General features: G+C 67.8%; 17 protein-coding genes, 1 tRNA gene and 1 pseudogene. 6 read left to right on the forward strand and 13 right to left on the reverse strand.

The window, feature by feature from the left end; all coding sequences use genetic code 11:
- Positions 1 to 15 precede the first annotated feature (15 nt).
- Positions 16 to 981 (forward strand): quinone oxidoreductase, encoded by a 966-nt coding sequence (locus A6A08_RS06825; RefSeq protein WP_073701691.1) that lies wholly within the window; start codon positions 16 to 18, stop codon positions 979 to 981.
- Between the two features lie 64 nt (positions 982 to 1,045).
- On the opposite strand, the gene A6A08_RS06830 is transcribed toward A6A08_RS06825, so the two are convergent.
- From A6A08_RS06830 to A6A08_RS06840, 3 genes are all read right to left on the reverse strand, one after another.
- On the reverse strand, positions 1,046 to 2,125 hold the full coding sequence (locus A6A08_RS06830; protein ID WP_073701692.1) for an SPFH domain-containing protein: 1,080 nt from the start codon (positions 2,123 to 2,125) through the stop codon (positions 1,046 to 1,048).
- Between the two features lie 37 nt (positions 2,126 to 2,162).
- Positions 2,163 to 2,603 carry an NfeD family protein gene (locus A6A08_RS06835; protein ID WP_073701693.1) on the reverse strand — a complete coding sequence of 147 codons (441 nt, stop codon included), beginning with the start codon at positions 2,601 to 2,603 and terminating at the stop codon, positions 2,163 to 2,165.
- A 162-nt stretch (positions 2,604 to 2,765) separates the two neighbouring features.
- Positions 2,766 to 5,702, reverse strand: coding sequence for a penicillin acylase family protein (locus A6A08_RS06840; protein ID WP_073701694.1), 2,937 nt, complete (start codon positions 5,700 to 5,702; stop codon positions 2,766 to 2,768).
- Positions 5,703 to 6,169: 467 nt separating this feature from the next.
- Here A6A08_RS06840 and A6A08_RS06845 point away from each other — a divergent pair.
- Positions 6,170 to 6,681 (forward strand): annotated as a pseudogene (locus A6A08_RS06845) (hypothetical protein).
- Positions 6,682 to 6,758: 77 nt separating this feature from the next.
- On the opposite strand, the gene A6A08_RS06850 reads toward A6A08_RS06845, so the two are convergent.
- Positions 6,759 to 7,646 (reverse strand): cobalamin biosynthesis protein, encoded by an 888-nt coding sequence (locus tag A6A08_RS06850; protein ID WP_073701695.1) that lies wholly within the window; start codon positions 7,644 to 7,646, stop codon positions 6,759 to 6,761.
- Positions 7,647 to 8,173: 527 nt separating this feature from the next.
- Here A6A08_RS06850 and A6A08_RS06855 point away from each other — a divergent pair.
- Positions 8,174 to 8,249: transfer RNA gene (locus A6A08_RS06855), tRNA-Arg, on the forward strand.
- Between the two features lie 397 nt (positions 8,250 to 8,646).
- Here A6A08_RS06855 and A6A08_RS06860 read toward each other — a convergent pair.
- The gene (locus A6A08_RS06860; protein ID WP_158069265.1) at positions 8,647 to 11,079 is read right to left on the reverse strand and encodes an AAA family ATPase; all 2,433 of its coding nucleotides are present in this window, start codon (positions 11,077 to 11,079) and stop codon (positions 8,647 to 8,649) included.
- Between the two features lie 574 nt (positions 11,080 to 11,653).
- On the opposite strand from A6A08_RS06860, the gene A6A08_RS27425 reads away from it, so the two are divergent.
- The 3 genes from A6A08_RS27425 to A6A08_RS06875 all read left to right on the forward strand — a co-directional run bounded on the left by A6A08_RS27425 (position 11,654) and on the right by A6A08_RS06875 (position 15,904).
- Positions 11,654 to 12,142: a hypothetical protein gene (locus A6A08_RS27425; protein ID WP_143181686.1), complete on the forward strand. Its 489-nt coding sequence runs from the start codon at positions 11,654 to 11,656 to the stop codon at positions 12,140 to 12,142.
- A 213-nt stretch (positions 12,143 to 12,355) separates the two neighbouring features.
- Positions 12,356 to 14,905: a tetratricopeptide repeat protein gene (locus A6A08_RS06870; protein WP_073701698.1), complete on the forward strand. Its 2,550-nt coding sequence runs from the start codon at positions 12,356 to 12,358 to the stop codon at positions 14,903 to 14,905.
- A 51-nt stretch (positions 14,906 to 14,956) separates the two neighbouring features.
- Positions 14,957 to 15,904: a purine nucleoside permease gene (locus tag A6A08_RS06875; protein ID WP_199866860.1), complete on the forward strand. Its 948-nt coding sequence runs from the start codon at positions 14,957 to 14,959 to the stop codon at positions 15,902 to 15,904.
- A 243-nt stretch (positions 15,905 to 16,147) separates the two neighbouring features.
- Here A6A08_RS06875 and A6A08_RS06880 read toward each other — a convergent pair whose 3' ends face one another.
- From A6A08_RS06880 to A6A08_RS06915, 8 genes are all read right to left on the reverse strand, one after another.
- Complete coding sequence (locus A6A08_RS06880) at positions 16,148 to 17,614, reverse strand: site-specific integrase (RefSeq protein ID WP_073701700.1); 1,467 nt, start codon at positions 17,612 to 17,614, stop codon at positions 16,148 to 16,150.
- The gene (locus A6A08_RS06885) at positions 17,615 to 17,887 is read right to left on the reverse strand and encodes a helix-turn-helix domain-containing protein (protein WP_242422150.1); all 273 of its coding nucleotides are present in this window, start codon (positions 17,885 to 17,887) and stop codon (positions 17,615 to 17,617) included.
- Between the two features lie 321 nt (positions 17,888 to 18,208).
- Entirely contained in the window at positions 18,209 to 18,550 is a 342-nt protein-coding gene (locus A6A08_RS06890) for a hypothetical protein (RefSeq protein WP_073701702.1), read from the reverse strand.
- Positions 18,551 to 18,600: 50 nt separating this feature from the next.
- Entirely contained in the window at positions 18,601 to 19,590 is a 990-nt protein-coding gene (locus A6A08_RS06895; RefSeq protein ID WP_083608915.1) for a TRM11 family methyltransferase, read from the reverse strand.
- The gene (locus A6A08_RS06900; RefSeq protein ID WP_083608917.1) at positions 19,587 to 20,333 is read right to left on the reverse strand and encodes a hypothetical protein; all 747 of its coding nucleotides are present in this window, start codon (positions 20,331 to 20,333) and stop codon (positions 19,587 to 19,589) included. The genes A6A08_RS06895 and A6A08_RS06900 overlap by 4 nt, the downstream gene beginning before the upstream one ends.
- Positions 20,334 to 20,504: 171 nt before the next feature.
- On the reverse strand, positions 20,505 to 20,873 hold the full coding sequence (locus tag A6A08_RS06905) for a hypothetical protein (RefSeq protein WP_073701703.1): 369 nt from the start codon (positions 20,871 to 20,873) through the stop codon (positions 20,505 to 20,507).
- 72 nt (positions 20,874 to 20,945) lie between these two features.
- Entirely contained in the window at positions 20,946 to 21,746 is an 801-nt protein-coding gene (locus A6A08_RS06910) for a winged helix-turn-helix domain-containing protein (RefSeq protein ID WP_073701704.1), read from the reverse strand.
- Between the two features lie 79 nt (positions 21,747 to 21,825).
- Complete coding sequence (locus A6A08_RS06915) at positions 21,826 to 22,470, reverse strand: hypothetical protein (RefSeq protein WP_073701705.1); 645 nt, start codon at positions 22,468 to 22,470, stop codon at positions 21,826 to 21,828.
- Between the last annotated feature and the right edge of the window lie 77 nt (positions 22,471 to 22,547).

A 22,547-nucleotide genomic window follows, 5' to 3' on the forward strand; every position in this document is an offset into this window, starting at 1 on the left:
AGGAGCAGTGGGCCCATGCGCGCCATCGTGATCGAGGAGACCGGAGGACCCGAGGTACTGCGGCTGGCCGAGGCGGCCGACCCCGTGCCCGGCCCCGGCGAGGTTCTGGTCGACGTGGAGGCCCGCGGGGTCAACTTCATCGACATCTACCAGCGCAGCGGCCTGTACGACGTCCCGCTCCCCTACGTCCCCGGCATGGAGGCCGCCGGCGTGGTCGCCGCCGTGGGCGACGGCGTCACCGGCCTGTCCGTCGGGCAGCGGGTCGGCTGGGCGATGGCCCCCGGCGCCTACGCCGACCGGGCCGTGGTCGGGGCCTCCCTGGTCGTGCCCGTCCCGGACGCGGTCCCCGGTGAGCAGGCCGCCGCCCTGCTCCTGCAGGGCATGACCGCCCACTACCTCGTCCGCTCGGTGTACCCGGTCTCCGAGGGCGACACCGTGCTGGTGCACGCCGCGGCGGGCGGCACCGGGCTGCTGGTCACGCAGCTGGCCAAGGAGCGCGGAGCGCGCGTCATCGGCACCGTCTCCACCGAGGAGAAGGAGCGCATCGCGCGCGAGGCGGGCGCGGACGAGGTCGTCCGCTACACCGAGACCCCCGTCGCCGAGGCGGTGCGCGAACTCACCGGCGGCGAGGGCGTCGCCGCGGTCTACGACGGCGTGGGCAGGGACACCTTCGACGCCAGCCTGGCCTCGCTGCGCCCGCGCGGTGTGCTGGCCCTGTTCGGGCAGTCCTCCGGCGCCGTGGCCCCGGTGGACCCGCAGCGGCTCAACTCCGCCGGTTCCGTGTACCTGACCCGGCCCTCGCTGGCCTACTTCGTGGCCGACCGCGAGGAGCTGCTGGGGCGGGCACGCGACCTCTTCGCGCTGGTGGAGGCGGGCCGCCTGGACGTGCGGATCGGCGGCCGCTACCCGCTGGCCGAGGCCGGACGCGCACAGAGCGACCTGGCCTCGCGCAGGACCACCGGAAAGCTGCTGCTGGTCTGAACCTGCGCCGCCCGGACACGGCTCGGGGGAGGGCGCCCGCCCTCCCCCGGTCCTTTCCGAGGAACTAGTCCTCCTCGCGCGGTTCCGGTGTCGTACCCGTCCTCGCTCCGGCCCGGCGGACGTCGTCGCGTGCGTCGGCGACCGCCCGCTCAGCCGCCTCGGCGGCGTCCGCGGCGGCCTGGGCGGAGGAGGACTGGACGGGATCGGGTGCGCCGATCTGCGCCGGACCGCCCGGGGTCCCCCCGTCCTCCTTCTCCGTGGAGGGCTCCTCCTGGGAGGCGTTGCCGGAGAAGGCGTGCGAGACGTTCTTGACCGCCTCGGTGAGCTCACCCGGGATCACCCAGAAGGTGTTGCCCTCGCCCTGCGCGAGGCTCGGCAGGGTCTCCAGGTACTTGTAGGCGAGCAGCTTGGCGTCGGCGTTGTTGGTGTGCACGGCCTGGAACACGCGCTCGATCGCCTGGGCCTCACCGTCAGCGCGCAGGATCGCGGCCTGCTGGTCGCCCTGGGCCTCCAGGATGGCCTGCTGGCGGGCGCCCTCGGCCTTGAGGATGCGGGCCTGGCGCTCACCCTCGGCGTGGAGGATGGCCGCGCGCTTGTCGCGGTCGGCCCGCATCTGCTTCTCCATCGCCTCCTTGATGGTGGGCGGCGGGTCGATGGCCTTGATCTCGACCCGGTTGATGCGGATCCCCCACTTGCCGGTGGTCTCGTCCAGGACGCCGCGCAGGCGGGTGTTGATCTCCTCGCGGGAGGTGAGCGTGCGCTCCAGGTCCATGGAGCCTATGACGTTGCGCAGCGTGGTGACGGTGAGCTGGTCGATGGCCTGGATGTAGTTGGCGACCTCGTAGGCCGCGGCCTTGGGCTGGGTGATCTGGTAGTAGAGGACGGTGTCTATGTTGACGACGAGGTTGTCCTCGGTGATCACCGGCTGCGGGCGCGAGGTGAAGACCTGCTCACGGAGGTCGAACTTGGTGTTGACCCGGTCGACGCCCGGGATGAGGAAGTTCAGGCCGGGGCCGAGGGTGCGCGTGTAGCGGCCGAAGCGTTCGATGTTGTACGCCCTCGCCTGAGGGACGATACGGATCGCCGACAGGGCGACGGCGACGACTACGACCGCGAGGATGATGAGGGCGATGGTTGGTTCCATGGTCTGCACCTGGCCTAGGTATGGGGATGTGGCTGGTTCAGGGCAGTGCTTCGCGCGGGTAGACCACGGCCGTCGCTCCGTCGATCTCCATGACGTCGACGCGCGTGCCCACCGGGATCACCAGGTCTTCGTCGATACAGCGTGCGGACCACTCCTCTCCGGAGAGCTTGATCCTTCCCCCCTCCCCGTCGACCTCCTGCAGGACGACGGCGGAGCGACCGACGAGCGCCTCCGCGCCCGACCTGGCCTCGGAGCCGCCTCTCATCTGGCGCTGCATGATCGGACGTACGAGGTAGATCCCGGCCGCCGCACTGGCGGTGAAACCGATGATCTGTACGGCCACCGGCATTCCGATGGCTCCGAGGAGGGCGGCGACCAGCGCCGCGACGGCCAGAAGGCCGAGCACGAAGGTGAGTGTGAGGGCCTCGGCGATTCCCAGGCCGATGGCGAGGATGAGCCAGACCAACCAGGCGCCCATGTTCGTGCGACCCTCCCGCTGCGTTCGGGTACTCCCTACGCTACCCACACGGGCCCGATGAAGCACGTGGTCCGTGTCAGTGTTCTCGGTCCGTGACGCACGGACGCGGCCCCCGGCGGTACCCGCTCAGGACCGCCGCGAACCGCGTCCGCTCCGCTCGTCCTACCGTCCGCCGGAGAACTGGTAGACGAGCTGGTAGGTGGGCCGGTTCTGCCAGGCGACCGGCCACATGTTGATACCGCCCACCGCCTGGTGGACCACCGTGTCGGCGCAGAGCTGGTCGCCCGCCGAACAGTGGTCGTCACCGGGATAGACCTCCCCCGGCGGGGTGTCGGCCGCCTGGGCGAGGGTGTCCAACAGAACCGTACGGCAAGTGTCCAGGTCGCCGCCACCGCAGTGGGCACCGCCCAGCGACCCGTCGACGTCCCGCCCGAGCACGGTGCGCAGGTCCTTGTCCACGTACGACCACCAGCCGTACTGGAACGCCGACCCCCGGTGGGGCTGGCCCTGGTTGACGCTGCCGGGTTCTCCTCCGCCGATGGCTCCCGACGGGGACTCGTCGGTCTGCACCGCCCGGGTGAGCTGGGTGTAGAGGTCCTCCCCCAGCTCCGGCTCGAACTGCGCCCGCACCAGCAGCGGCCACCAGGCGTCCATCGTGCGGATGGCGTTGGCGTAGGAGTAGTACCCCGCGTCGCGGAAGGGCTCCCGGCGCAGCGCGCCGGCCTCGTGCCAGAGCCGCAGCTCCTCCACGGCGGAGGCCAGCTCGGGGTCGTCCACCTCCTCGGTGCCGATGACCTCCAGCAGGAGCGGGAGGACCTCCTGGGCGCGCAGGTCGGCGGTACCGGCCTCCATCATCACCCGGGTGAGGCCGGCGGTGGTGAACTCGTGCCCCTCGGCGATCAGCGAGGACACACGGCCGTCGAGCAGGTCGCCGCGGTGCACCGATCCGGTCGCCCAGCCCGAGGTGTAGCCCCGGGCGGGCTTGTTGTTCCAGTTGACGATGTAGTCCGGGTTGACGGCCTGCGGATGGTCCTCCGGGGGGTGGAGGTCGGCGCCGTTGGTGTCGGGGTCCCACCCGGACCAGCCCGCGCCGGAGTAGGCGTCGATGGGCAGGTTGGGGTTGGTCCCCTCGACGCGGACGGGGTTGTCGCCGGAGTTGACGAAGGCGATGTCCTCGTCGTCGACGTAGTGCCAGTTGAAGGCGTAGCCGATGTCCCCGGCCGCCTCCGTGAAGGCCTCCGCGGACGTGATCTCGCCGGGGTCGTTGAAGCGTTGGAACCCGATGATGGAGTCGACCTCGCGCATGTAGGTGGAGCGCAGCGTCGTGAACGCCACGGGCTCCTCGTCCACGGTCGCGAACGAGTGCACCAGGCCGAACTCCGAGCGCAGGGAGGTCAGCGTGTAGCCGCCCGCGGCGGTGCCGTCGGCGACCGTGGGCGACCACTCGTTGGTGACGCTCAGCTCCTCGAAGGGGACGCAGTCCCCGGAACTGTCCACGTAGGCGCGCGAGGCGGTGGTGGGCGCGGAGCCGTCGGTCTCGCACAGCTCGACCGCGAAGGTGTCGGTGACGTCCTGGCCCGCCGACGTGGCGCTCCAGGCGTAGTCGACGCCGCGGCCCATCTGGACGTAGAAGCTCACGCCCGCGAAGGAGGCGCCGCGCGCGCTGATACCCGGGCCCTGGAGCTCCTGGAGCATGAGCAGCTGCGGGGAGAAGTAGCCGGTCTGGGGGCCCATCACGGCGACGGGGTTGCCGCTCTCGGTGTGCTCGCCCGAGACCAGGAGGGCGTTGGACATGCCGCGGGGGTCCATGAAGCCCTCGGGCAGGACGCCGTCGTCGAACACGCCCTCGGCCGCGGACAGGTCGCCCTCCTCGGTCATCCGCTCCAGTTCCCTCTGCTGCTCGCGGGACAGGTCCTCCACGGCGGGGGCCTCGGCGCCCTCCTCGGGTTCCTCCACGGTGCCCGCCAGCGGCGCGGGGGCCTCGGCGGTCCCGTCGCTGAGCGCGGAGCCGTGCTCTCCGTGGACGATGTCGTAGGGCTCGACGGACCCGGGGTCGGGCAGGGCCTCGCCGACCGGGTCGTCGGGGGTGCCGCTGTAGGGGAACTCGCCCCCGACGCTGACCAGGGCCTCGGGGTCGTTCTCCATCCGCCAGGCGCTGTGGAGCTCGGCGCCCCTCTCGGCACCGTAGCGGTCCTGGAAGTTGGCGAGCACGATGGCGGACTGGACCTCGCCGCCGCCACCGCCGCCGAAGATGCCGCCGACCATGGAGGCGATGCCGACCACGTCGGTGGCGGTGAAGGGCTCGATCTGCCCGGCGTTGGTGATGGAGTCCTTGTGCCCGGTCAGGACGTACTCGCCGGGGTAGTAGCGCCCCTTGTCGGCCTGCTCGATGTAGGTGTTGACGCCCTGCAGGTAGGCGTCGACGTCGGCGAGGGCCTGTTCGCCGCGTTCGCCACTGGCGGCGACGCGGTCGATCTGCGCCTGCTTGTCCTCCTCGGTGTAGGGGGCGTTGCGCCACAGGTCCTGCTCCAGGCTCCGGTTGCCCCCGGCGCCTCCGGCGAAGGAGGTGAGCTCGCCGCGGCCGACCCGGCGCAGCACGTCCATGAGGAAGAGGCGGTCCTCGGCGGCGGCGTATCCGGCGCCGAACATGGTGCCCTCGCGTGTGGTGCCCCGGATGTGCGGGATGCCGTGACCGGCGTCGCGGGTGATGGTGACGTCCTCGCGCGGCTGGTACTCGCGGCCCACGTCGCCGGGGTCGACGCCGAAGCCCGCGTCGAGGAAGAAGTCGTCCAGGCCCTCCTCGGTGAGGCCGTCGTAGTGGTGGACGAGGTTGTCGTACATGTCCAGCTGACTGGAGGAGTGCCGGGGCCGGGTGCCGAAGACCTGGTGTCCGAGGATCTCGACGAGGGTGGCGCTGCCGTTCTGGCCGGGGGGAAGGATGTCGTGGCATCCGTTGGGGGCGCAGTAGTCGGCGAGGGGCTCGGGGGCGGGTTCGGCGAGGGCCGGGGAGGCGGGGAGGGCGCTGACGGTGGCCGCGGTCACCGCCAGCGCGGCACCCGTGGCGCCTGTGCGTAGCCGTCGTGCGAGGGAGGGAAGCAAGAGCTGTCACCACCTGGGGGTGCGGGCGATGGATCAGCGGCATGCTACGCACGAGTAGGGAAATCGCGAAAGAGTTTCATGTTTTGGGCGCTGAGCGGGTTCGCGGCACCGAAACTGACGGGTTTGGAGTGACCCACGCCACACGCAGCCCGGATTCCGGAACACGCCCGGCGAGGAGGCCGACACGGGGAGCCCCGAAGTGGCCACATCCGGCCACGGCCTCCTCCTCTTTCGCCGGCCGGGGCGGGAGGTGGGCCGGGCCGGACAGGAAGGTGGGCCGGGCCGGGATGGACCGGGAGACGGGACAGGACGGACCGGGAGAGGGAGCAGGGCGAACCGGACCTGGACGGACCGGGCGACGGAAGAGACCGGACCGCACAACGGAACGGGGCCGGCGCCGGCCCCGGGGCGAGGGGAACTTCGCCGCACCGGTCCTGGGGCGTACGGGGCTTTGACACGATCGCGGCATGAACCAGTACCCGGCCCCGGGCCCGGGCGAACCGTGGCACCAGCCCAGCGCAGGGACCCCGGCTGGGGCCTTCCCCCCGAGCCGCACCAGGGCGGTGCGATGAAGCCCTACGGCGCCGCCACCGGCGGCTACCAGCCCGCGGTGCCCCAGCCACCGGCCGACGGTGACGTCCCCTTCGGCACCATCGGTGAGACCGCGTTCTCCCAGCACACCGTGATCACTCCCGTCGGGCGCTTCCCCGTCAGGGGGACGGTGTGGACGGTGAACGACATGAGCCGCACCGACCGGTCCACCCCCACCTGGGCCGCCATCGTGGCGATCCTGGTCTTCTGGTGGACCTGCCTGCTGGGACTGCTCTTCCTGCTCGTCAAGGAGGAGAAGACCACCGGGCACGTGCAGGTCACCGTCCAGGGGCACGACAGGCACTACGCCACGTCGATCATGGTGACCCACCCGGCCATGGTGGGCCAGATCCACCAGCAGGTGAACTACGTGCGCAACCTGGCCTGAGCCGCGCCCCGCCGCGGAGTTCGTGTCCGCGGTCGGCGCCCTGTCCGCGTCCGGGTGGTTCCGGCCACCGAGAGGCGCTACCGGGCCGCCGCCGCGGCCACGGCCAGGGCTCCCAGGTGGACCGCCCGCGCGAGGCGCACGGCACGGCGGATGTCGGACGTTCGCACCCCGGGCCCGCTCCCCATCGTGGGTCGTCGGTCCTCGTGCCCCCGGTAGACGTTGGCGCCGCCCAGGGTCCTGCCGAGCGCGCCCGCGAACGCGGCCTCGCACTGCCCGGCGTTCGGACTGGGGTGCCTGTCGCCGTCGCGCCGCCACACCCTCCACGCCTCGCGGACGTCGCCGCCCACCACCGGCGCGGCCAGCACGGTCAGGAGCGCGGTCAGCCGCGCCGGCCCCCATCCGGCGACGTCGTCCAACCGCGCCGAGGCCGCGCCGAACCGCTCATAGCGCTCGTCGCGGTGGCCGACCATGGCGTCGAGGGTGTTGACCGCGCGGAAACCCGCCATCCCGGACACCCCGCCCAGGGCCCCCCAGACCAGGGGGCCGACCACCGCGTCGGAGGTGTTCTCGGCGACCGACTCGACCACCGCGCGGGCGATCCCTGACTCGTCGAGCCGCGAGGGGTCCCTGCCGCACAGGTTCGGCAGGAGCTCGCGCGCCCGCTCCAGGTCCGCCTCCTCCAGCGCCGCGGCGATCCGCTCGGCCTCACGGCACAGCATGTCGCCGCCGAGCACGGCCCAGGCCGTGACCGCCGTCGCCGCGCCGCTCCGGAACAGGGAGCCGGCGCCCGCCACGGGAAGCACGGCGCCGGCCGCGAACAGGGCTCCGCGCGCCCTGGAGTCCCCGTAGACGAGGCTCTCCCACCACCCCACGGCGCGTCCGTACAGGGCCACGGGGTGCCCCCTACGCGGGTCGGGCACCGCCCTGTCGAGCAGGAAACCCGCCACCAGTCCCAGAGATCGCACGCGCCCACGTTAGCCGCACGGGCGAACTCCCACCTCAACGCATCATGCTTGTTACTGTGCGTATCTATCTTGATGCAAAAAGTAACAGACAGTAACCATCGGGAGGTGCCGAATGCTGTCCGCGGCGGTCGCCCTAATGGTCTTCACAGGTCAGTGGTGGATGTTCTAACCTCCGTGGCCGCCCGAGCCGCCGGGACTTCGCGAAACGCCAGCGGCACAGCACCGCACCAGGAGTTAATCACCGGTAACGTGGTGCGGGAGGACCATAGCGACCGATTTGGTGGAGCGCGCGTGGTAACGAGAAGCAACTACGAATCACCGTAGTTGATGAGGCTTTGCCCTCCTGTGGGCGACATCGGGCCAATACTCTAGAATGTCTGCCCGGGACGCCACATGCGCCACGACACGGGGCTTCCCGACCGCAGGCGCAGCCCCCGGCACCACGCCCCACCCCGGCACGCAGCACCCCCAGGACCAGGGGTAACGGCGCGGTCACGCCTCGCCATGGCGGGCGACAATTGAATCGAGCACCCGTAGCTCAGTGGATAGAGCACCGGACTTCTAATCCGATGGCCGCAGGTTCGAATCCTGCCGGGTGCGCCACAAAACCCCAGTTCAGACGGGGTGCGCGAGTCGAACAGACGAGGCGCCGGGTCTGGATCGGGGCCTGAAATGCTCCATGTGTGCTCCCCAGTGCAAGGTCCAGTACAGGTGGAGAGCCAGCTCGCGGAGCATTTCGCCGTTCCGTGACCCTGGCGACGGCACCCGGGGCGCCCCCATGGCCGCCCATCAGCGCCCCACAGCCGCCCCGACACCCCCGTATGGGGCCCACACCGGGGCCAGGCATGCCCCGTCGCCCCATCGGCCGTATACGACTGATTTAGCCAAAATCCCCTACGTCACAGAGCATGACGCGCCACAATCGGTGACATGATCAAGACAAGGTGGATTTGGACAGGAGAGCGATACCGATTCCCCATCACCTCCGCAAATGCGCCACCTACAGCTCTTCTCCCGCTGCCAGCTCCACCACCTCCTCGAAACCCAGTCCTCGACCCTGCTCCATCAGCTCCTCCGACCGTTCCTGCCCCAGCGCTTCCCGGATTCGCCCGTGTGTCCCCCGATGCAGTGTCACGAGCCCCTCGAACCGGAACAAGCGCGGAGCGGTGGTCCCCCACAGCGCTTCCGCCCCGCTCAGCAGGAGAGCGGCACGCTCGTCCTCGCCCCGCTCCTGCGCATACCAGGCCAGCGTCTCCACCACGGCGGGGATCCCCAGACGGTCACCAATCGACGCCTTGAGTCTGAGCGCCTGCCGCAGGTGTTCGCTGGCCGACAGGTCGCCACGCAGCAGCAGGTTCAGCCCCATGGCCCACAGGTTGTAGGAGTGGTGCCAGACCTCCCCGTGCCGCTCGGCCATCTCGCGCGCTCTGGCCAGCCACGTCATCCCCTCTTCCGACCGCCCCTGCAGGGTGTAGGCCAGTCCCGTGACGGACGCGCAGAGCTGACTCATGAATCCCGATCGGTCGGTCATACTCCACGCGCCCCGGGCCAACTCCAGCGACCGGGACAGGCCACCCCGACCGAGAGTGGTCAGGGCCAGGAGGACGCGGGCGCCGTACTCAGACTCGGTATGACCCACGCTCAGGGCGATCTTCAGAGCTTGCTCGGCGTGGTTACGCGCCACACTGTGATCACCGTGAACGAAGGCGAGGTACCCGCAGGCCCACAGCGCCCGGCACAGCGCGTAGGTGGGCTTCGACGACAGCGACAGTGCGCGCTCCAGTCTGCTCCGCCCTTCGGCCAGACGTCCGGTGACCATCCAGTACTGCCACAGGTCGGCGGTGGTGACCTGGACCTGTTGGGGGTCGGTCCCGTCGTGGCAGGCGTTGTCGAGTGCGAGGCGGATGTTGTTGATGCAGGTGCGCAACCGGGCCAGCCAGAATGCCTGATCGGGTCCGTAGCTGTGCGCGTAGGCGCGGTGTGCCAGCGCCATGAACCAGTCCTGGTGCCGCTCGCGCAGCAGGGGTTCCTCCCCCGCTTCGACCAGCCTGCGCCGCCCGTAGCCGCGCACGGTCTCCAACAGCGTGTATCCGCGCCCTGTGGGGGTGTCGACCGGGACGACGACGGACTGGTCGATCAGAGCGTCCAGGGCGGTCAGCACGGAATCGCCCTCCAGCGGGTCGAACCCGGCGACCTCGCACACGTCCTCGGCAGTGACCGGACCGGAGAACACGGACATGCGCGACCACAGGATCCGCTGCTGAGCGGAGCACAGGTCGTGGCTGTGGTCCAGGACGGTGTCCAGACTCCGGTGACGGACGCGCCCGGCGGGGCCCGAGGCACGCAGGCGGTGTCGATCGACGAAGTGTTCCCGTATCTGGCGGGGGGAGAGGGTGCGCGTCCAGCGGGCGGCCAGCTCGATGGACAGCGGTAGACCCTCCAGATGGCGGCACAACTCGGCGACGTCACCGATATTGGCCCCGGTCAGAGAGAAGCCCGGCCAGGCCGCCGCGGCCCGGTCCGCAAAGAGCCGGACCGCCGGGTTGGTCGCGGCCTGGCCGTTGGTTCCGCCGTCCGGCACGGTCAGCGGAACCACGGGCCACACGTGCTCCCCCGCGGTGCCCAGGGAGCGGCGGCTGGTGGCCAGCACCGTCAGACCGGGAGCGGTGCCCAGCAGCGCGTCGACCAGCCGGGCGCAGGCGGCCAGGACGTGCTCGCAGTTGTCCAGGACCAGCAACATGCGCCGGTCGCGCAGCTGGCGCGCCAGCTGCGCGACCGCATCAGAGGGATCATCCTCCTGGACCCCGAGCGCGGTGGCGACCGTCCAGGCCACCGCCCCGGGGTCGGGCACCGGGGCGAGCTCCACCAGCCAAGCCCCGTCACGATGGGCCGCAGCGCGTTGTGCGGCCACCCGGCGAGCCAGCCGCGACTTGCCCACACCGCCTATACCGGTCAGCGTCACCAGGCGCGCGCGTTCCAGCCGATGAGCGAGCGCCGTGAGCTCACCGTCGCGGCCGACGAAGCTGTCCGTCTCGGCGGGCAGGTTCCCCTTCCGCCACCGTGCCAGCGGTGCCCGCTCCACGCCATCAGCTCGCTTCTCGCCGTCGTTGCCGCTCTCCCCGGTCAGGCGCTCCCAGCGTCGCCGCCAGTCGGCGAGGGCCTCCTCCCCGGTGCCGGGGGTGAACGACAGGCACACCCGGACGAAGGCGGTGACGGTCGCCAGCGTGGGGGGCTTCTCCCCCGAGGCAGCGTTGCGCAGCGAGGTGGCCGACACACGCAACCCCAGGGTTCTCGCCTGTTCGGCCATCCGCTGGAAACTGGGCGAGCCCGCCCCCTCCCTCAACTCACGTAGTCCGAGGGCGAAGACCCCAAGAGGGCTGTCCGGGGCCGGTACCGGGTAGGAGGGGCGTCCGGGGCGAGGGGTGTTGGTCACGCGTCCGTCCATGGCATGCGTCGTTACAGGGGGTGATTAATCATCCCCAACATAGCGAGAACTACACGTCAACCGGCAGATCAGCACCATCCACCTCACTTTACGAAGCCATCGACGGGGAATTAATTAATCAAGCCCCGTCCACCACAGAACTCCGATGGCGACTCGGAAAGATCATCTCTTAAATAGGGCGCTATCATGTAGGAACCACCTCGCTGAACCACCCCTGAGAGGAAAACAGCGAGCCCCGACATGCGGGTAAGGGATGCCGATCAGATAGAGGTTGTAAACACGACACCGATCTACCCCAGCAAGAACCCACCCCAGGGCCCAGCTAGGCGTATCCGCCGCCCGCTACAAGCGCTATTCTCCGCAGGCACCATGCGCACGAAATGCCCGGGCCAGCCGATGATCCCGCCCAACGGCCTGCTGCCAATCCTTAGAATTATCCCCCTCTTCCAGCCAAATTGAACAAACCCCTGCCATACAAGGTTTTCGCGTGCTTGCATAGAAACTCTACCCGCTCAAATACCCCTTGACAGCACCTGCTTCCGACGATGAAAGAGCGCTTCCGTTGATTGATCTCGCTTCATCTGCTGCAGCCGGAGCCACCGCCCTTGCGACCGCCATTGGGACCAGCCTGTGGGAAGGCATCCGCCCCACCCTTCAGCAATGGCTGACCCGCTTCGGTGAGCGACGAGCTCAGATCGCCTTGGAACGCCTAGACAAGACACACACCAAAATCATCCAGTCCCCCGACGCCACCTCAGCCACCGACCAAGAGGAAGTCCGATCCTCCTGGCAAACCCAGTTCGAAGACTGCCTCAAAGAACTCGACGACACCGAACGCGACCACTTCGCCCAACAACTCCTGGATCTGGCCTCCAAAGTCGACACCCAACAAAAGAACAACGGCGCCTCGGCTGGCGACCACGGAATCGCCGCCGAGGGAAACGTCAACATCAAATCCGAACAAGGATCACTCGCCGCAGGCAACATCACCGGCGGGGTAAACTTCAACTCCCTTCCCAGCCAGGACAAGGGAAATAGAACTCAGAGCTAGCCGATCTCGGAGCCGCACCCCAGCAGACTGTGAGCATTGCAGCCGAAGGCAGCCGCTGCTGTCTACGGCGGTCTAACATTGGGCTTCACGAAGTGCGCGGCTATCCGTCGCACCGTCACGTAACATTCCTTCTAATCTTGGATGTTGCTACCGGCGTCATGACATCGGCACACCCCCAGGTAATGCCTCTGCCGATATTGAAAGGTCGGCGCCTTGATTGATCTCGCTTCGTCTGCTGCAGCCGGAGCCACCGCCCTTGCGACCGCCATTGGGACCAGCCTGTGGGAAGGCATCCGCCCCACCCTTCAGCAATGGCTGACCCGCTTCGGTGAGCGACGAGCTCAGATCGCCTTGGAACGCCTAGACAAGACACACACCAAAATCATCCAGTCCCCCGACGCCACCTCAGCCACCGACCAAGAGGAAGTCCGATCCTCCTGGCAAACCCAGTTCGAAGACTGCCTCAAAGAACTCGACGACACCGAACGCGACCACTTCGCCCAACAACTCCTGGATCTGGCCTCCAAAGTCGACACCCAACAAAAGAACAACGGCGCCTCGGCTGGCGACCACGGAATCGCCGCCGAGGGAAACGTCAACATCAAATCCGAACAAGGATCACTCGCCGCAGGCAACATCACCGGCAATGTCGACATAAACAAAAAATATACTTATAACATCCAGAACATATTTCCACCCCTCCTACAGAACATACCAAACCCCCCCAGCGCCCCTGACCACTCCGATCTCTCTCTGCCAAACCAACTCGCCCCCTACCCATACTTCACCGGAAGAGAAAAGGAAATAGAATTCCTGGATAGCCTACTGGACACCCCTTTCCGAACCGTTCTTATACACGGAGAGGCAGGCGTCGGAAAAACCGTATTCGCGCAAACCTGGGGTGACCAAACAGAAGAAAATTTCCCAGACGGACAACTATATATAAACCTCCAAGGTTTCTCCCCAGATCGACACCCACTTCAACCCGGGGAAGCTCTTCGTCAATTTCTGGACGATTTTGAAATTCCAAGCAAGAAAATCCCCCCAGACCTCAGGGCACAGCAAAAACTATATCAAGACACCATACGGAAGGGTAAGGTTCTCGTCGTTCTGGACAACGCTTTCAGTCGAGAGCAGATCGCCCCTCTTCTGCCAGAGGGAAAAGATTGCTTCACCATCGTGACTAGCCGCAAGAGGCTCCCAAGCCTAGTCGCTCGCCATGGAGCCGAGTCTCTGGAACTCCACCGAATGAGCGACGAAGAGGCAATCAATCTCGTCAGAAATTTCATCGAAGGCAGCGATGCCATGGATAGAAAGCTGGCGGCAGAACCAGAGGCAACCAGGGAACTTGTTGACCTCTGCTCAGGGCTTCCCCTAGCACTAAGCTTGATATCAGCCCAGATCGCCGTGCGCGACACGGCGTCCATCTCCCAGTTCGTGGAGGAACTGAAGTCCATCGGGATATTGGGCGCCGCGCAGGACGAGGAAGGCCATGGACCGAGAGCGCTCTTCTCATGGACTAGGGATTCCCTTTCCGATCAAGCCAAGGACGTCTTTGACCACCTCAGCGTCTTGCCTGGACCAGATGCCGGTCTGGATGCAGTTGCTGCTCTGACGGGACTCCCCTCAAACGAAGTGGGAGAATCCCTGGAACAACTGGTAAGCTTCCACTTCACAGAGAAGAATGTGAAGGGTCGATACTTCCTACACGACTTGCTGCGTGAGTACGCGATGGAATGTCTTGCAGACAGGGCAGATGAACATGGAAATATCGGAATCAGACGCCTTCTCGACTTCTACCTCCGCACCTCACTAAACGCCCAGTTCCGAACCAGTCCCCATTGGGGAAAAATTCCACTTCCCGATCCGGTTCCCGATTCGATTCCTTTGGATTTTGACTCGGTCACTGCGGCTAAGGGGTGGTTCCGAGAGGAGCGCCCTAGCCTGATAGCATCAGTGGATTATGCCGTCGAGCATGATCTTCCAGAGTATGCCTGTTACCTTCCTTGGACTATGTCCGATTACCTGTACACGGAGGGGCACTGGAATAACTGGAAAGCAAGTCAAGACATCTCCTTGGAGATGGCTCAGCGGGTGGGGGACCGTCAAGCGGAAGCCAGAGCCCTTCGGATACGCGGACTTTGTCTGCACCGGGTGAAGAGGTACGACGAGGCACGGACCTCACTCCACGCCGCTTTGCCCATCTGGGCCGGGGAAGAAGACGCCCAGGACCGGGGAAGAGTCCTCCTCGCGCTGAGTTGGGTGGAAGAGGACGAGGAACGCTATGAGGCCTCACTCAGCTACGCAGAGGAGTCGCTTCAGAGGTTCCTGGACTGCGGTTCGTCACCTTGGGAAGGGCGAGCACGCAAGCAGGTTGCGCTCTGCAGCACCTATTTGGGGGATAGTGAACAGGCAGAGCAGCAGGTGAGCAAGGCTTTGCAGATCCATGAGCGGAACGGAGACCAAGACGGGATCGCTCACGCCCTCAACACCTGGGGAACAGTACACAAGCACCTCAGGAACTATCCCCTGTCCTCTGGATACCTTGAAGATGCTGCTCAGAAGTTCCATGATCTCAGGGACTACTACTACGAGGCTAGGACCTTGATGCTTCTGGGGGATGTGGAAAAAGCCCAGAATGACCCTTTCGCTGCTCGCGCCGCATGGCGCAAGTGCCTTGAGGTGATCGGTCAGATCTGGGAACTCTCACCAGATCCAGTGCACGAGAGGTTGAGGAGCCTCGATGAGGGTCAAACCAGGTGACATAAACGTGACGAGACGCTGCCCCAGTGGCTACGGAGTGTGAGGTGTTTCGTGTTCAAGAGGACAGGGATCCTTGTTCTCAGCGCTCTACTTGTCCTGGCCGGGGCAGGAGGAACGGAAGACTCCATGCACCCCCCGAGACAACAGGTATCCGTATTAGTAATCACTATGTTCGAACGTGAGGCAGAGCCCTGGTTCGACAGCGAGAGCTTCACCCGGCAGGTGGACATTCCAGGGCTAGGTTCACCTGTGCACTGCGCCGATAATGGCCTTTGCCTGGTCACCGTGGGAACAGGAAAGGTCAACGCGGCCATCAGCATGGCAGCGATTCTGGCTAGCGACCGCTTGGACCTCAGGAACGCCTACTTCCTCTCCGCGGGGATCGGAGGGACACCACCAGGCGGAGGCACACTCGGCTTCGCCGGATGGGCCGACTGGGTCGTTGACTGGGACCTCGGGCACCACTTGTTGCCCGATACCGCCCCAGACGTGCCACACGGCTATCTGCCCGGCATCGAGACTGAGACCACTGCCTTCCACCTCGACGACGACCTGGTGTCCTGGGCCTACGAGTCCACACGGCATCTAGAACTCCAAGACAGCGCAGAGGCGGAGGAGGCGAGGCAGAACTACCCGGAGCAAGAGGGGAAAGTTCCCTACGTCACCCGATGCGACACCATCACAGGCGACAACTACTGGGCAGGAGAAGAGTTGTCCGCACGGGCAAGCTACATCATGGATCTACGTACTGGCAGGCAAGGAAACTACTGCACGACCCAGATGGAGGACACGGCGATCGCTGCGGCGCTGGAGCGCTACGGTCTCCTGCACCGCTATCTCAGTCTGAGGACCGCGAGCAACTTCGACCAGCCCCACAAAGAGCAGAGCGTTGAGGAGCTACTGGGAACCTATCCCGGATTCGTCCCAGCGATCGCCAACGCCTACATCGTAGGCTCAGCTGTCGCACACCGGTTGGCAAGTGGTGAAAGGCCGGAGTAGCGCCACTCTCTTGACTGCCTGGGTGTGACTGTGGCTTCTAGAAACGAGCAGGTGCTGCAAATTTGACATGACGAGCTGTTTGGGAGGGATCCGCCCAGGGGACCTTTGATCCGATCGGCAACCGACCTCGGGCAGGAGGAAGCCCCAGGCCAGCATGGGTGGACCCATAGGCTGACCTGGGGTTGATGGTGTCGTGTGGCTCCTGGTGTGCTCGCCGGTCCGGCTACACCACCACCGCCGCTGTTACTGCCTGGCGGGTTTGAGCATCGCGGCGGTGGCCTCGGCCGCTGCCCGCGCCACCTCGGGGAACACCGTCTGGTAGGTGTCCTGGGTGAAGTGCGTGGTCGCGTGCCCGAGCTCGCCGGAGACCACCTTCACATCCGCTCCCGCAGCCAGGGCCAGGGAGGCCGCGCCGTGGCGCAGCCCGTGCAGGTGGATCGGCGGCAACCCCGCCGCCTTGCTGATTCGGTTGAACCACCGGGTCACCTGCCCCGGGTGCCAGCCCGACCCATCGGACTGGATGAACACCAGCCCCGTGTCGTTCCAGGTCTTTCCTGCTTTGAGGCGGGCCTCGGTCTGGAACTTCTTCCACGAGCGCAGCACCCGTACGGTGTCGGTATCCAGGGTGATGGTGCGCTGCCCGGCCGCGCTCTTCGGTGTCGTCGTGGCCATCTTCCAGCCCAAAGTGATCACCTGGGTACGGATGTCCACCTGCTGATCGGTAAGCCGGGTGTTCGCCCACGGCAACCCGACCGCCTCTCCGCGGCGCAGGCCCTTGACGGCGATGAGGTGGAACAGCGGGAACAGCCAGGTGTACTTCTTGGCGTGGGTCAGGAAGGTGATGGTCTGCTCCGGGGTCCACACCATCACCTCCCCCGGCACCACCCCATCGATTTGCCACTGGCGCACCCGGTCGGCCGTCCACACCAGCGGCTTCGTACGCGGGCACGAGGGCAGGCGGACGTGGGAGGCGATGTTCACCGACACCGGCAAATCGGGGCGGCGCACCGCCTCCGAGAGTGCGCTGCGGAGTGTGGCGCGGATGCGGTGCTTGGTGGCCAGCGACACCACCCGCTGCCCGCGCACCGAGACCCGCACCTTCGCGTTCTCGGACTCGCGGCATTCCAGGATGTGGGTGTTGGTGTCCTCGATGGCCGCGAACATCTCCTCGACCTGCCAGGCCTGGAGCTTGTCCAGGCGCGTTTGGCCCAGGTGTGGGACCAGATACCGGCGGATGTGGCCGGCGTAGGACAGGCGGGTCTTCTCCGCCAGGTCGGGCTTGCCCGCCAACCACTCCTGGAGCCACGCTGCGACGGTGGGCACCTTCTCCCGGATACGCGCCCCCGCGCCGATGCGGCACTTGACCTCCTCCACCTCCGGGAGGCGGTGGCGGCCCCGTAGTGCGGCCTGGATGAGGTCGGCGACTTGAACCTCCATCTCCTCTTCGCCTTCGGCCAGGCTGATGAGGATCTTGAGGTGGTCGATCGCCTTCTGCGCCTCGTCCTGAGAAGCGAGCCCGGTGCGCCGGGCCTGGCGGCGCCTGCCCTCGGTGGTGCGGGGCAGCTCCAGTTGAAAGCCCCACTCCCCGTGCCGGGGATTCCAGCCGCCTTCCTCCCGGCGCAGCTTCGGGCACTTCGCCCCGAGGAGCTTGCCGGTCATCTGGTCGCGGCATCCGCAGCGTTTGAACACCGATCCGTCATGAGAAGCCATCTACTTCTCACCTTTCGTGTGGTCACCGCGCGCACCGCATCCACACCCACCCCGCGGTGGAAAGGCCAGGTGGTCCAGGCCGAGGTGGGCCAGGACTCCGGCGGTGGGCACCACCCACGCCTTGCCCACCTTGTGTGCGGGCACCGGGAAGGCACCTTCACGGAGCAACCGGTAGGCGGTGGTGCGGCCCAGGCCGAGCATCCGCCCGGCCGTCACCGGATCCAGTACCACCGGCAATGACCCCACCTCGTCCAGCCGAAGGGAAGGTTTCACCCCCACCCCAACCACCTCTCCACCATCTGTGACCTGTACGGATGCGGTGCGCGGCCCCGCGTGGTGCGGGGCACCACGCATCCACGCTCGACCTCGCCGAGAAGTGCAAGCGGATTCACCACATCCCCCACCGGATTCACGCTCCCCTCACCAACCGCCCGCCCGTTTCGGGCGGTATGCCGTTTTCCCCGGTCAGGGCCGCAGACGGCCCCGGTCCGCCGCGAACACCCGAGCCGCGCTGGGGCCGGTCCCAGGGGTGTGAGGGCGGTGTGGGGCGCCTGCGGGCCCCACACCGCCCAGTCCCCCGGCCCAGGGCTCGGGTCAGTCCGGGCGCACGTGCCCGGTGTAGGACAGCCAGGCCCGGTAAGCGGCCCACACGTCCTCGGGAATGGCCACCGCCCGGTAACGTCCCGCCCCGTGGGCGTGCTCGACCACGTAGTGCTCGCCCTCCCACGCCGGAATCCGCCCCAGCAGGGCCGCGACGTCGGCGACCTCGTCGAAGGCCTCGTCCTCGGTGTCGGTGTGCGGGAAGTAGACGACTTCCACCCGGGTGTGCGGCCCCAGAGGCAGGTCGGGGTTCAGGTCCAGGAAGTCGGCCAGGGCGCGGATGTCGTCGATGATGCGCCTGCGCAGATCCGCCGAAGCGGTATCGGAGAAGCCCACAGAGATGGGGGTCCTTTCAGTACAGGTGACGGAACGGGGCTCGGGTGGCCTCATGCCGCTGCGACCCCTTCCCCCGCGCCGGGTACGGGGTTGGTGAAGACCAGGGCATCCTCGTGCTGGATCACATGCACCGGCCTGCCCTCCCGACGCATTCGCTTGGTCTCAATGAGCTGGAAGAACGAGGTCCGCGACACCACCTCCCCCTCCCTGACCGCACACAACAAAGCCGCGCACCGGTCGACCTGCACCAACCCCGCACGCCGGCCAGCCTCAGCGACCTGGCCAGGGAAATCGACCAAGCGCCCGTCCTTGCGGTAGGGGCGGGTGGTCACCACGACCACCCCACCCGGGGCCAGAAGCGGCCTGCACGCGGCCATGATCCGCGTGAACGAACAGGCCAACACCTCGGGCTTCTGGTAAGCCAGGTTGGCGCTGCGCCGATCCCGATCACGGGAGTAGGTATGGGCGTGCTTCTCCACCGCCTCGGCGCCGTCACGGCGGGAGCGGACCTGGCCATGGGTCATGGACCCGTACGGGGGCGAGGTCAACACCAGCCGCACTTTGCCCTTGAGGTCATCGTTGTTCAGGGTGGCCAGGGTGCGGGCGGCCTCGCCGGTGCGCACCTGTCCCTGGCCGCGCACGCCCCGAGCCTGGGCGGCATCCAGGTTCAGTCTCGCGATGGCCGCCCACTTGGGCTCCAACTCCACCCCGACCGCGCTGCGGCCCAGGTGGACGGCCTCGATCAGGCTGGTGCCGATCCCGCACATCGGATCCAGCACCACCTCCCCGGGCCGGGTGTAGGTACGGATCACATGGCGGGCGATGGCCGGGAGCATCTTGGCTGGGTGCTCCACCGACAGGCGGGAGTAGCGGGCCCCGCGCTGCTGGCGGGCCTGCTGCTGCCCGGTCAACCACACCGACCACCCCGCACCACCCAGCTGATGGTCCGGCTGGTCGGGGTGCTCGTGCGGTGGAGTCTCGTCGAAGAACTCCACCTGATGGTCGTGTCCGTGGTCGCGGCCGTGAGTGGGCTGGCTCATGCGCCCACCTCCCCGGGAGCGTCCGCGGTGGCGGTGTGGCCCTTCTTCGGACGGCGGAACACCGACACGTTCAGGTGCGCGGGCGAGGTGATGGAGGCCGCCGCGTCAGCCACCGAGGTCGGCAACCCCGCACCCACCTCCTCCTCATCGGGGTCGAAGCCCTCGCCCCGGACAGGGATGGTGGTGCCGAGTCCCGCCTGACAGATTGGCGCGGTGATCGCGATGACGTGCTGTAGGTAGACCAGCCCCGCGCAGGAGGCGGCCCGCACCAGACCCGGAGCCGGGTCGACCACCTCGCCCTGCGTGGTGTGCCCGATGGAGGTGATGACGGCGATGATCCCGCCGGGGCGGGTGATGGTCGCGGCGAACATCACCCGGGCTCGCAGCCGCCGCTCGCGCGCGTGCTGGTCCTCTTCGACCTCGGCGCTGACCGTCAGGGCCGTCAGGTCGGCCCAGGCCACCTCGCTCTCCCCGTGCGCCGGCTGGTGTGGTGAGGTGGGCGGGTCCACCTCGTAGAAGCGACCCGCGGCCGCGGCCTGCTCGGCGACCAGACTGGTACCGGTCAGGTCCGCGACCACCCCGCCGGGGCGGGTGTACTCAACGACGAGGCGGCGGGCCAACCGGCGCGGCACCGGCACCAGACCCCCGCCCGGGGGAGGTGGCTGGTGCACGGTCGGTGCGCACAGCCACACCGCCAACGGCGGACGGCCGGTGCGGGAGGTGTCGTGGTGGGTGTGGGTCATCAGGAGCCCCCTTCGTTCTTCTCGCCCTGATGACCCCCTAAGAAGACACCCGTACAGCGAATGCGACACCGGAGCCGAAAAAAGCGCGGGCACGCTGAAGGCCCGGGACCCGCACCAGCCAGACGCTGGTGCGGGTCCCGGGCCTTCACCCGGTCGAAGCGACGATGTGGGTCAGGTGCGCTTGCCGCTCAGGCGGCAGGGGCAGCCGGCCTGCTGCAGCACCTCACGCAACAGCAGGGGCATGGGCAGGGCAATGACCATCGCGAGGTGGTCCAGCGGGGTGCCGTGGCAGCACCGGCCGGTGGCCCGGTCGTGCACCGCGAGGTGGTGCCCGCACACACCGCACAGGGTTCCCGGGCCCCGCTCGGAGTAGTGGACCACCCCAGGCCAGTCACCGCGCACGTAGTAGGTGTTCAGCAGGCGGCTGGTGCGGTTGACGATCCCGACCAGGGTCGTGGTCACACACAAGGCGGTCAGGGTCAGGGTGTACTCCCACTGCACACAGTCGAGGTCGAAGAGGGACCAGGCAACATCGAACATCAATACTCCCCTAGGGTATATCGAAGATGGGGGTGCGGGCTGTTCAGGTGCCCGCGCCCCCCGGGTGGCGGGTCAGGCCGGGTGCTTGGCGGAGCGGTAGCGGCGCGGCCGGTCGCAGGTCTGCACCGCACGCTCCTCCTTGGCCAAGCGGGCGAGGTTGTTCTGGATGGCACCGATGGACCGGCCCTGCAGCAGGTGGCTGATGGCGGTCGCGGTGAACTCCTCACCCGGCTCGGCGTCGAGGATGGCCTTGACCATCAGCTTCAGCTCGCCCGGCGCGAGCCGGGCGGAGCCGCTGACCGGGTTGACCTCCTGAGCCGTGGTGAGACCGACCCGTGCGGCGGTAGCCGTGGCCGCCCCCGCAGGGGCGAAGGCCGGCCGGGGCGGAGCGGGCGGTGCCGGGGCGCTGGTGACGGGCGGGCTCTGGTCACCGGCCGGGGCCGCCTCGGCCACCGGGGCCTGCTCGGAGACCACCTGCGGGCGGGGGTCCGACGTTGTCGGGGCGGAGGTGGGCGCCGCCACCTCGGGTGCCTCCCCCGGCGCGGTGTCCGAGACGGTGTCGGCCTCGGCCTCGGTGTGGTCGGCCTCCTGGGGTGCAGCGTCCCCCTCGGAGGCCTCCTCCGGGGTGGTGGAGGTGGCCGCCTGCCAGGTGTCGGGCAGGCGGCGGCGACCGTCGCGCCCGCCCGGGGCGCGCACCGCCAACTCGTCCTTCTCCAGGGCCGGGAGGTGTTTGGCCAGGGTGGACTTGCCCACCCCCGCCAGTTCGGCCAGCTCGGTGACGGTGACCGGCTCGGTGGCCTCACCGAGGGCGGCCAGGATGATCTCGCGGGTACGGGTGGCCGAACGGCGCGGAGCCGAAGCAGTGGTGGCCATGGCAGACGAATCCCTTCGTAGAGCAGTGGTGTGGAAGGGGCCGCCCCGTCCCCATGACGGGGCAACCCTGGAACGGTGGTTAGAGGTCGTCGAGGAGCTCGGTGACCAGGGCACGCAGTCCCGCTGCGCCTTCCTCGGCCCCGTAGGTGTCGCACACCGGCCCGTTGGCGAGGGCCAGCGGTGCGCGGCGCCGGTCCAGGACCGTGGCCTCACAGGTGACCTGACCGGTGGTGAAGGCGGGCAGGGCGGTGGTGGCCAGTACGCGGTCGTCGTCGGCGACCGTGTAGGTGTCGATGACCGTGCCGAGGTTGTCCAGCTGCGGGCGGTGGAAGGGAACGAAGCCTTCCCGGTGCATGGCCAGGCGCATACTCAGGACGGTCGGGGTCACACACAGCGCTGCCATCCAGGTGGGCATGTGTGAGCGGACCTGGTGTGTGGCGAGGTCGGCTGCCGTCCTCCAGGCGTGGTGGTCGGCGCGCAGGGTGCGGATCGCCGCTGTGGCCAGGACCCGTTCGGTGTCGTCGTGGGTGTACACGATGAGCTGGGAGCGGTCGGTGGGGTCGAGCGAGGCCGGGGCGAGTGCGCGGTAGCGCTGCTCGGCGACGTCGGCGACGATGACCGCTCCGGGGCCGGTGTCGCGTACCTGCCTGATCAGGGCGGGGGTCAGGGCCTGTGGCTCGAACCATTCCCTGAGGACCTCGGTGGTGATCTTCACGCGGAACATGCGGCTTCCTTTCATGGCACGCCGAACACCGGGCTCGGCGTGAGGTGGTTGCTCGGGTGACGGGGGTCGCCCCGCCC

It is taken from the genome of Nocardiopsis sp. TSRI0078 (assembly GCF_001905145.1).
GTDB lineage: Bacteria > Actinomycetota > Actinomycetes > Streptosporangiales > Streptosporangiaceae > Nocardiopsis.

Bases quoted from the DNA above. Each gene is read 5' to 3' on its own strand.
- A6A08_RS06825 (WP_073701691.1), top strand. From the start codon at position 16: ATGCGCGCCATCGTGATCGAGGAGACCGGAGGACCCGAGGTACTGCGG.
- A6A08_RS06830 (WP_073701692.1), bottom strand. From the start codon at position 2,125: ATGGAACCAACCATCGCCCTCATCATCCTCGCGGTCGTAGTCGTCGCC.
- A6A08_RS06835 (WP_073701693.1), bottom strand. From the start codon at position 2,603: ATGGGCGCCTGGTTGGTCTGGCTCATCCTCGCCATCGGCCTGGGAATC.
- A6A08_RS06880 (WP_073701700.1), bottom strand. From the start codon at position 17,614: ATGGCTTCTCATGACGGATCGGTGTTCAAACGCTGCGGATGCCGCGAC.
- A6A08_RS06895 (WP_083608915.1), bottom strand. From the start codon at position 19,590: ATGAGCCAGCCCACTCACGGCCGCGACCACGGACACGACCATCAGGTG.
- A6A08_RS06900 (WP_083608917.1), bottom strand. From the start codon at position 20,333: ATGACCCACACCCACCACGACACCTCCCGCACCGGCCGTCCGCCGTTG.
- A6A08_RS06905 (WP_073701703.1), bottom strand. From the start codon at position 20,873: ATGTTCGATGTTGCCTGGTCCCTCTTCGACCTCGACTGTGTGCAGTGG.
- A6A08_RS06910 (WP_073701704.1), bottom strand. From the start codon at position 21,746: ATGGCCACCACTGCTTCGGCTCCGCGCCGTTCGGCCACCCGTACCCGC.
- A6A08_RS06915 (WP_073701705.1), bottom strand. From the start codon at position 22,470: ATGTTCCGCGTGAAGATCACCACCGAGGTCCTCAGGGAATGGTTCGAG.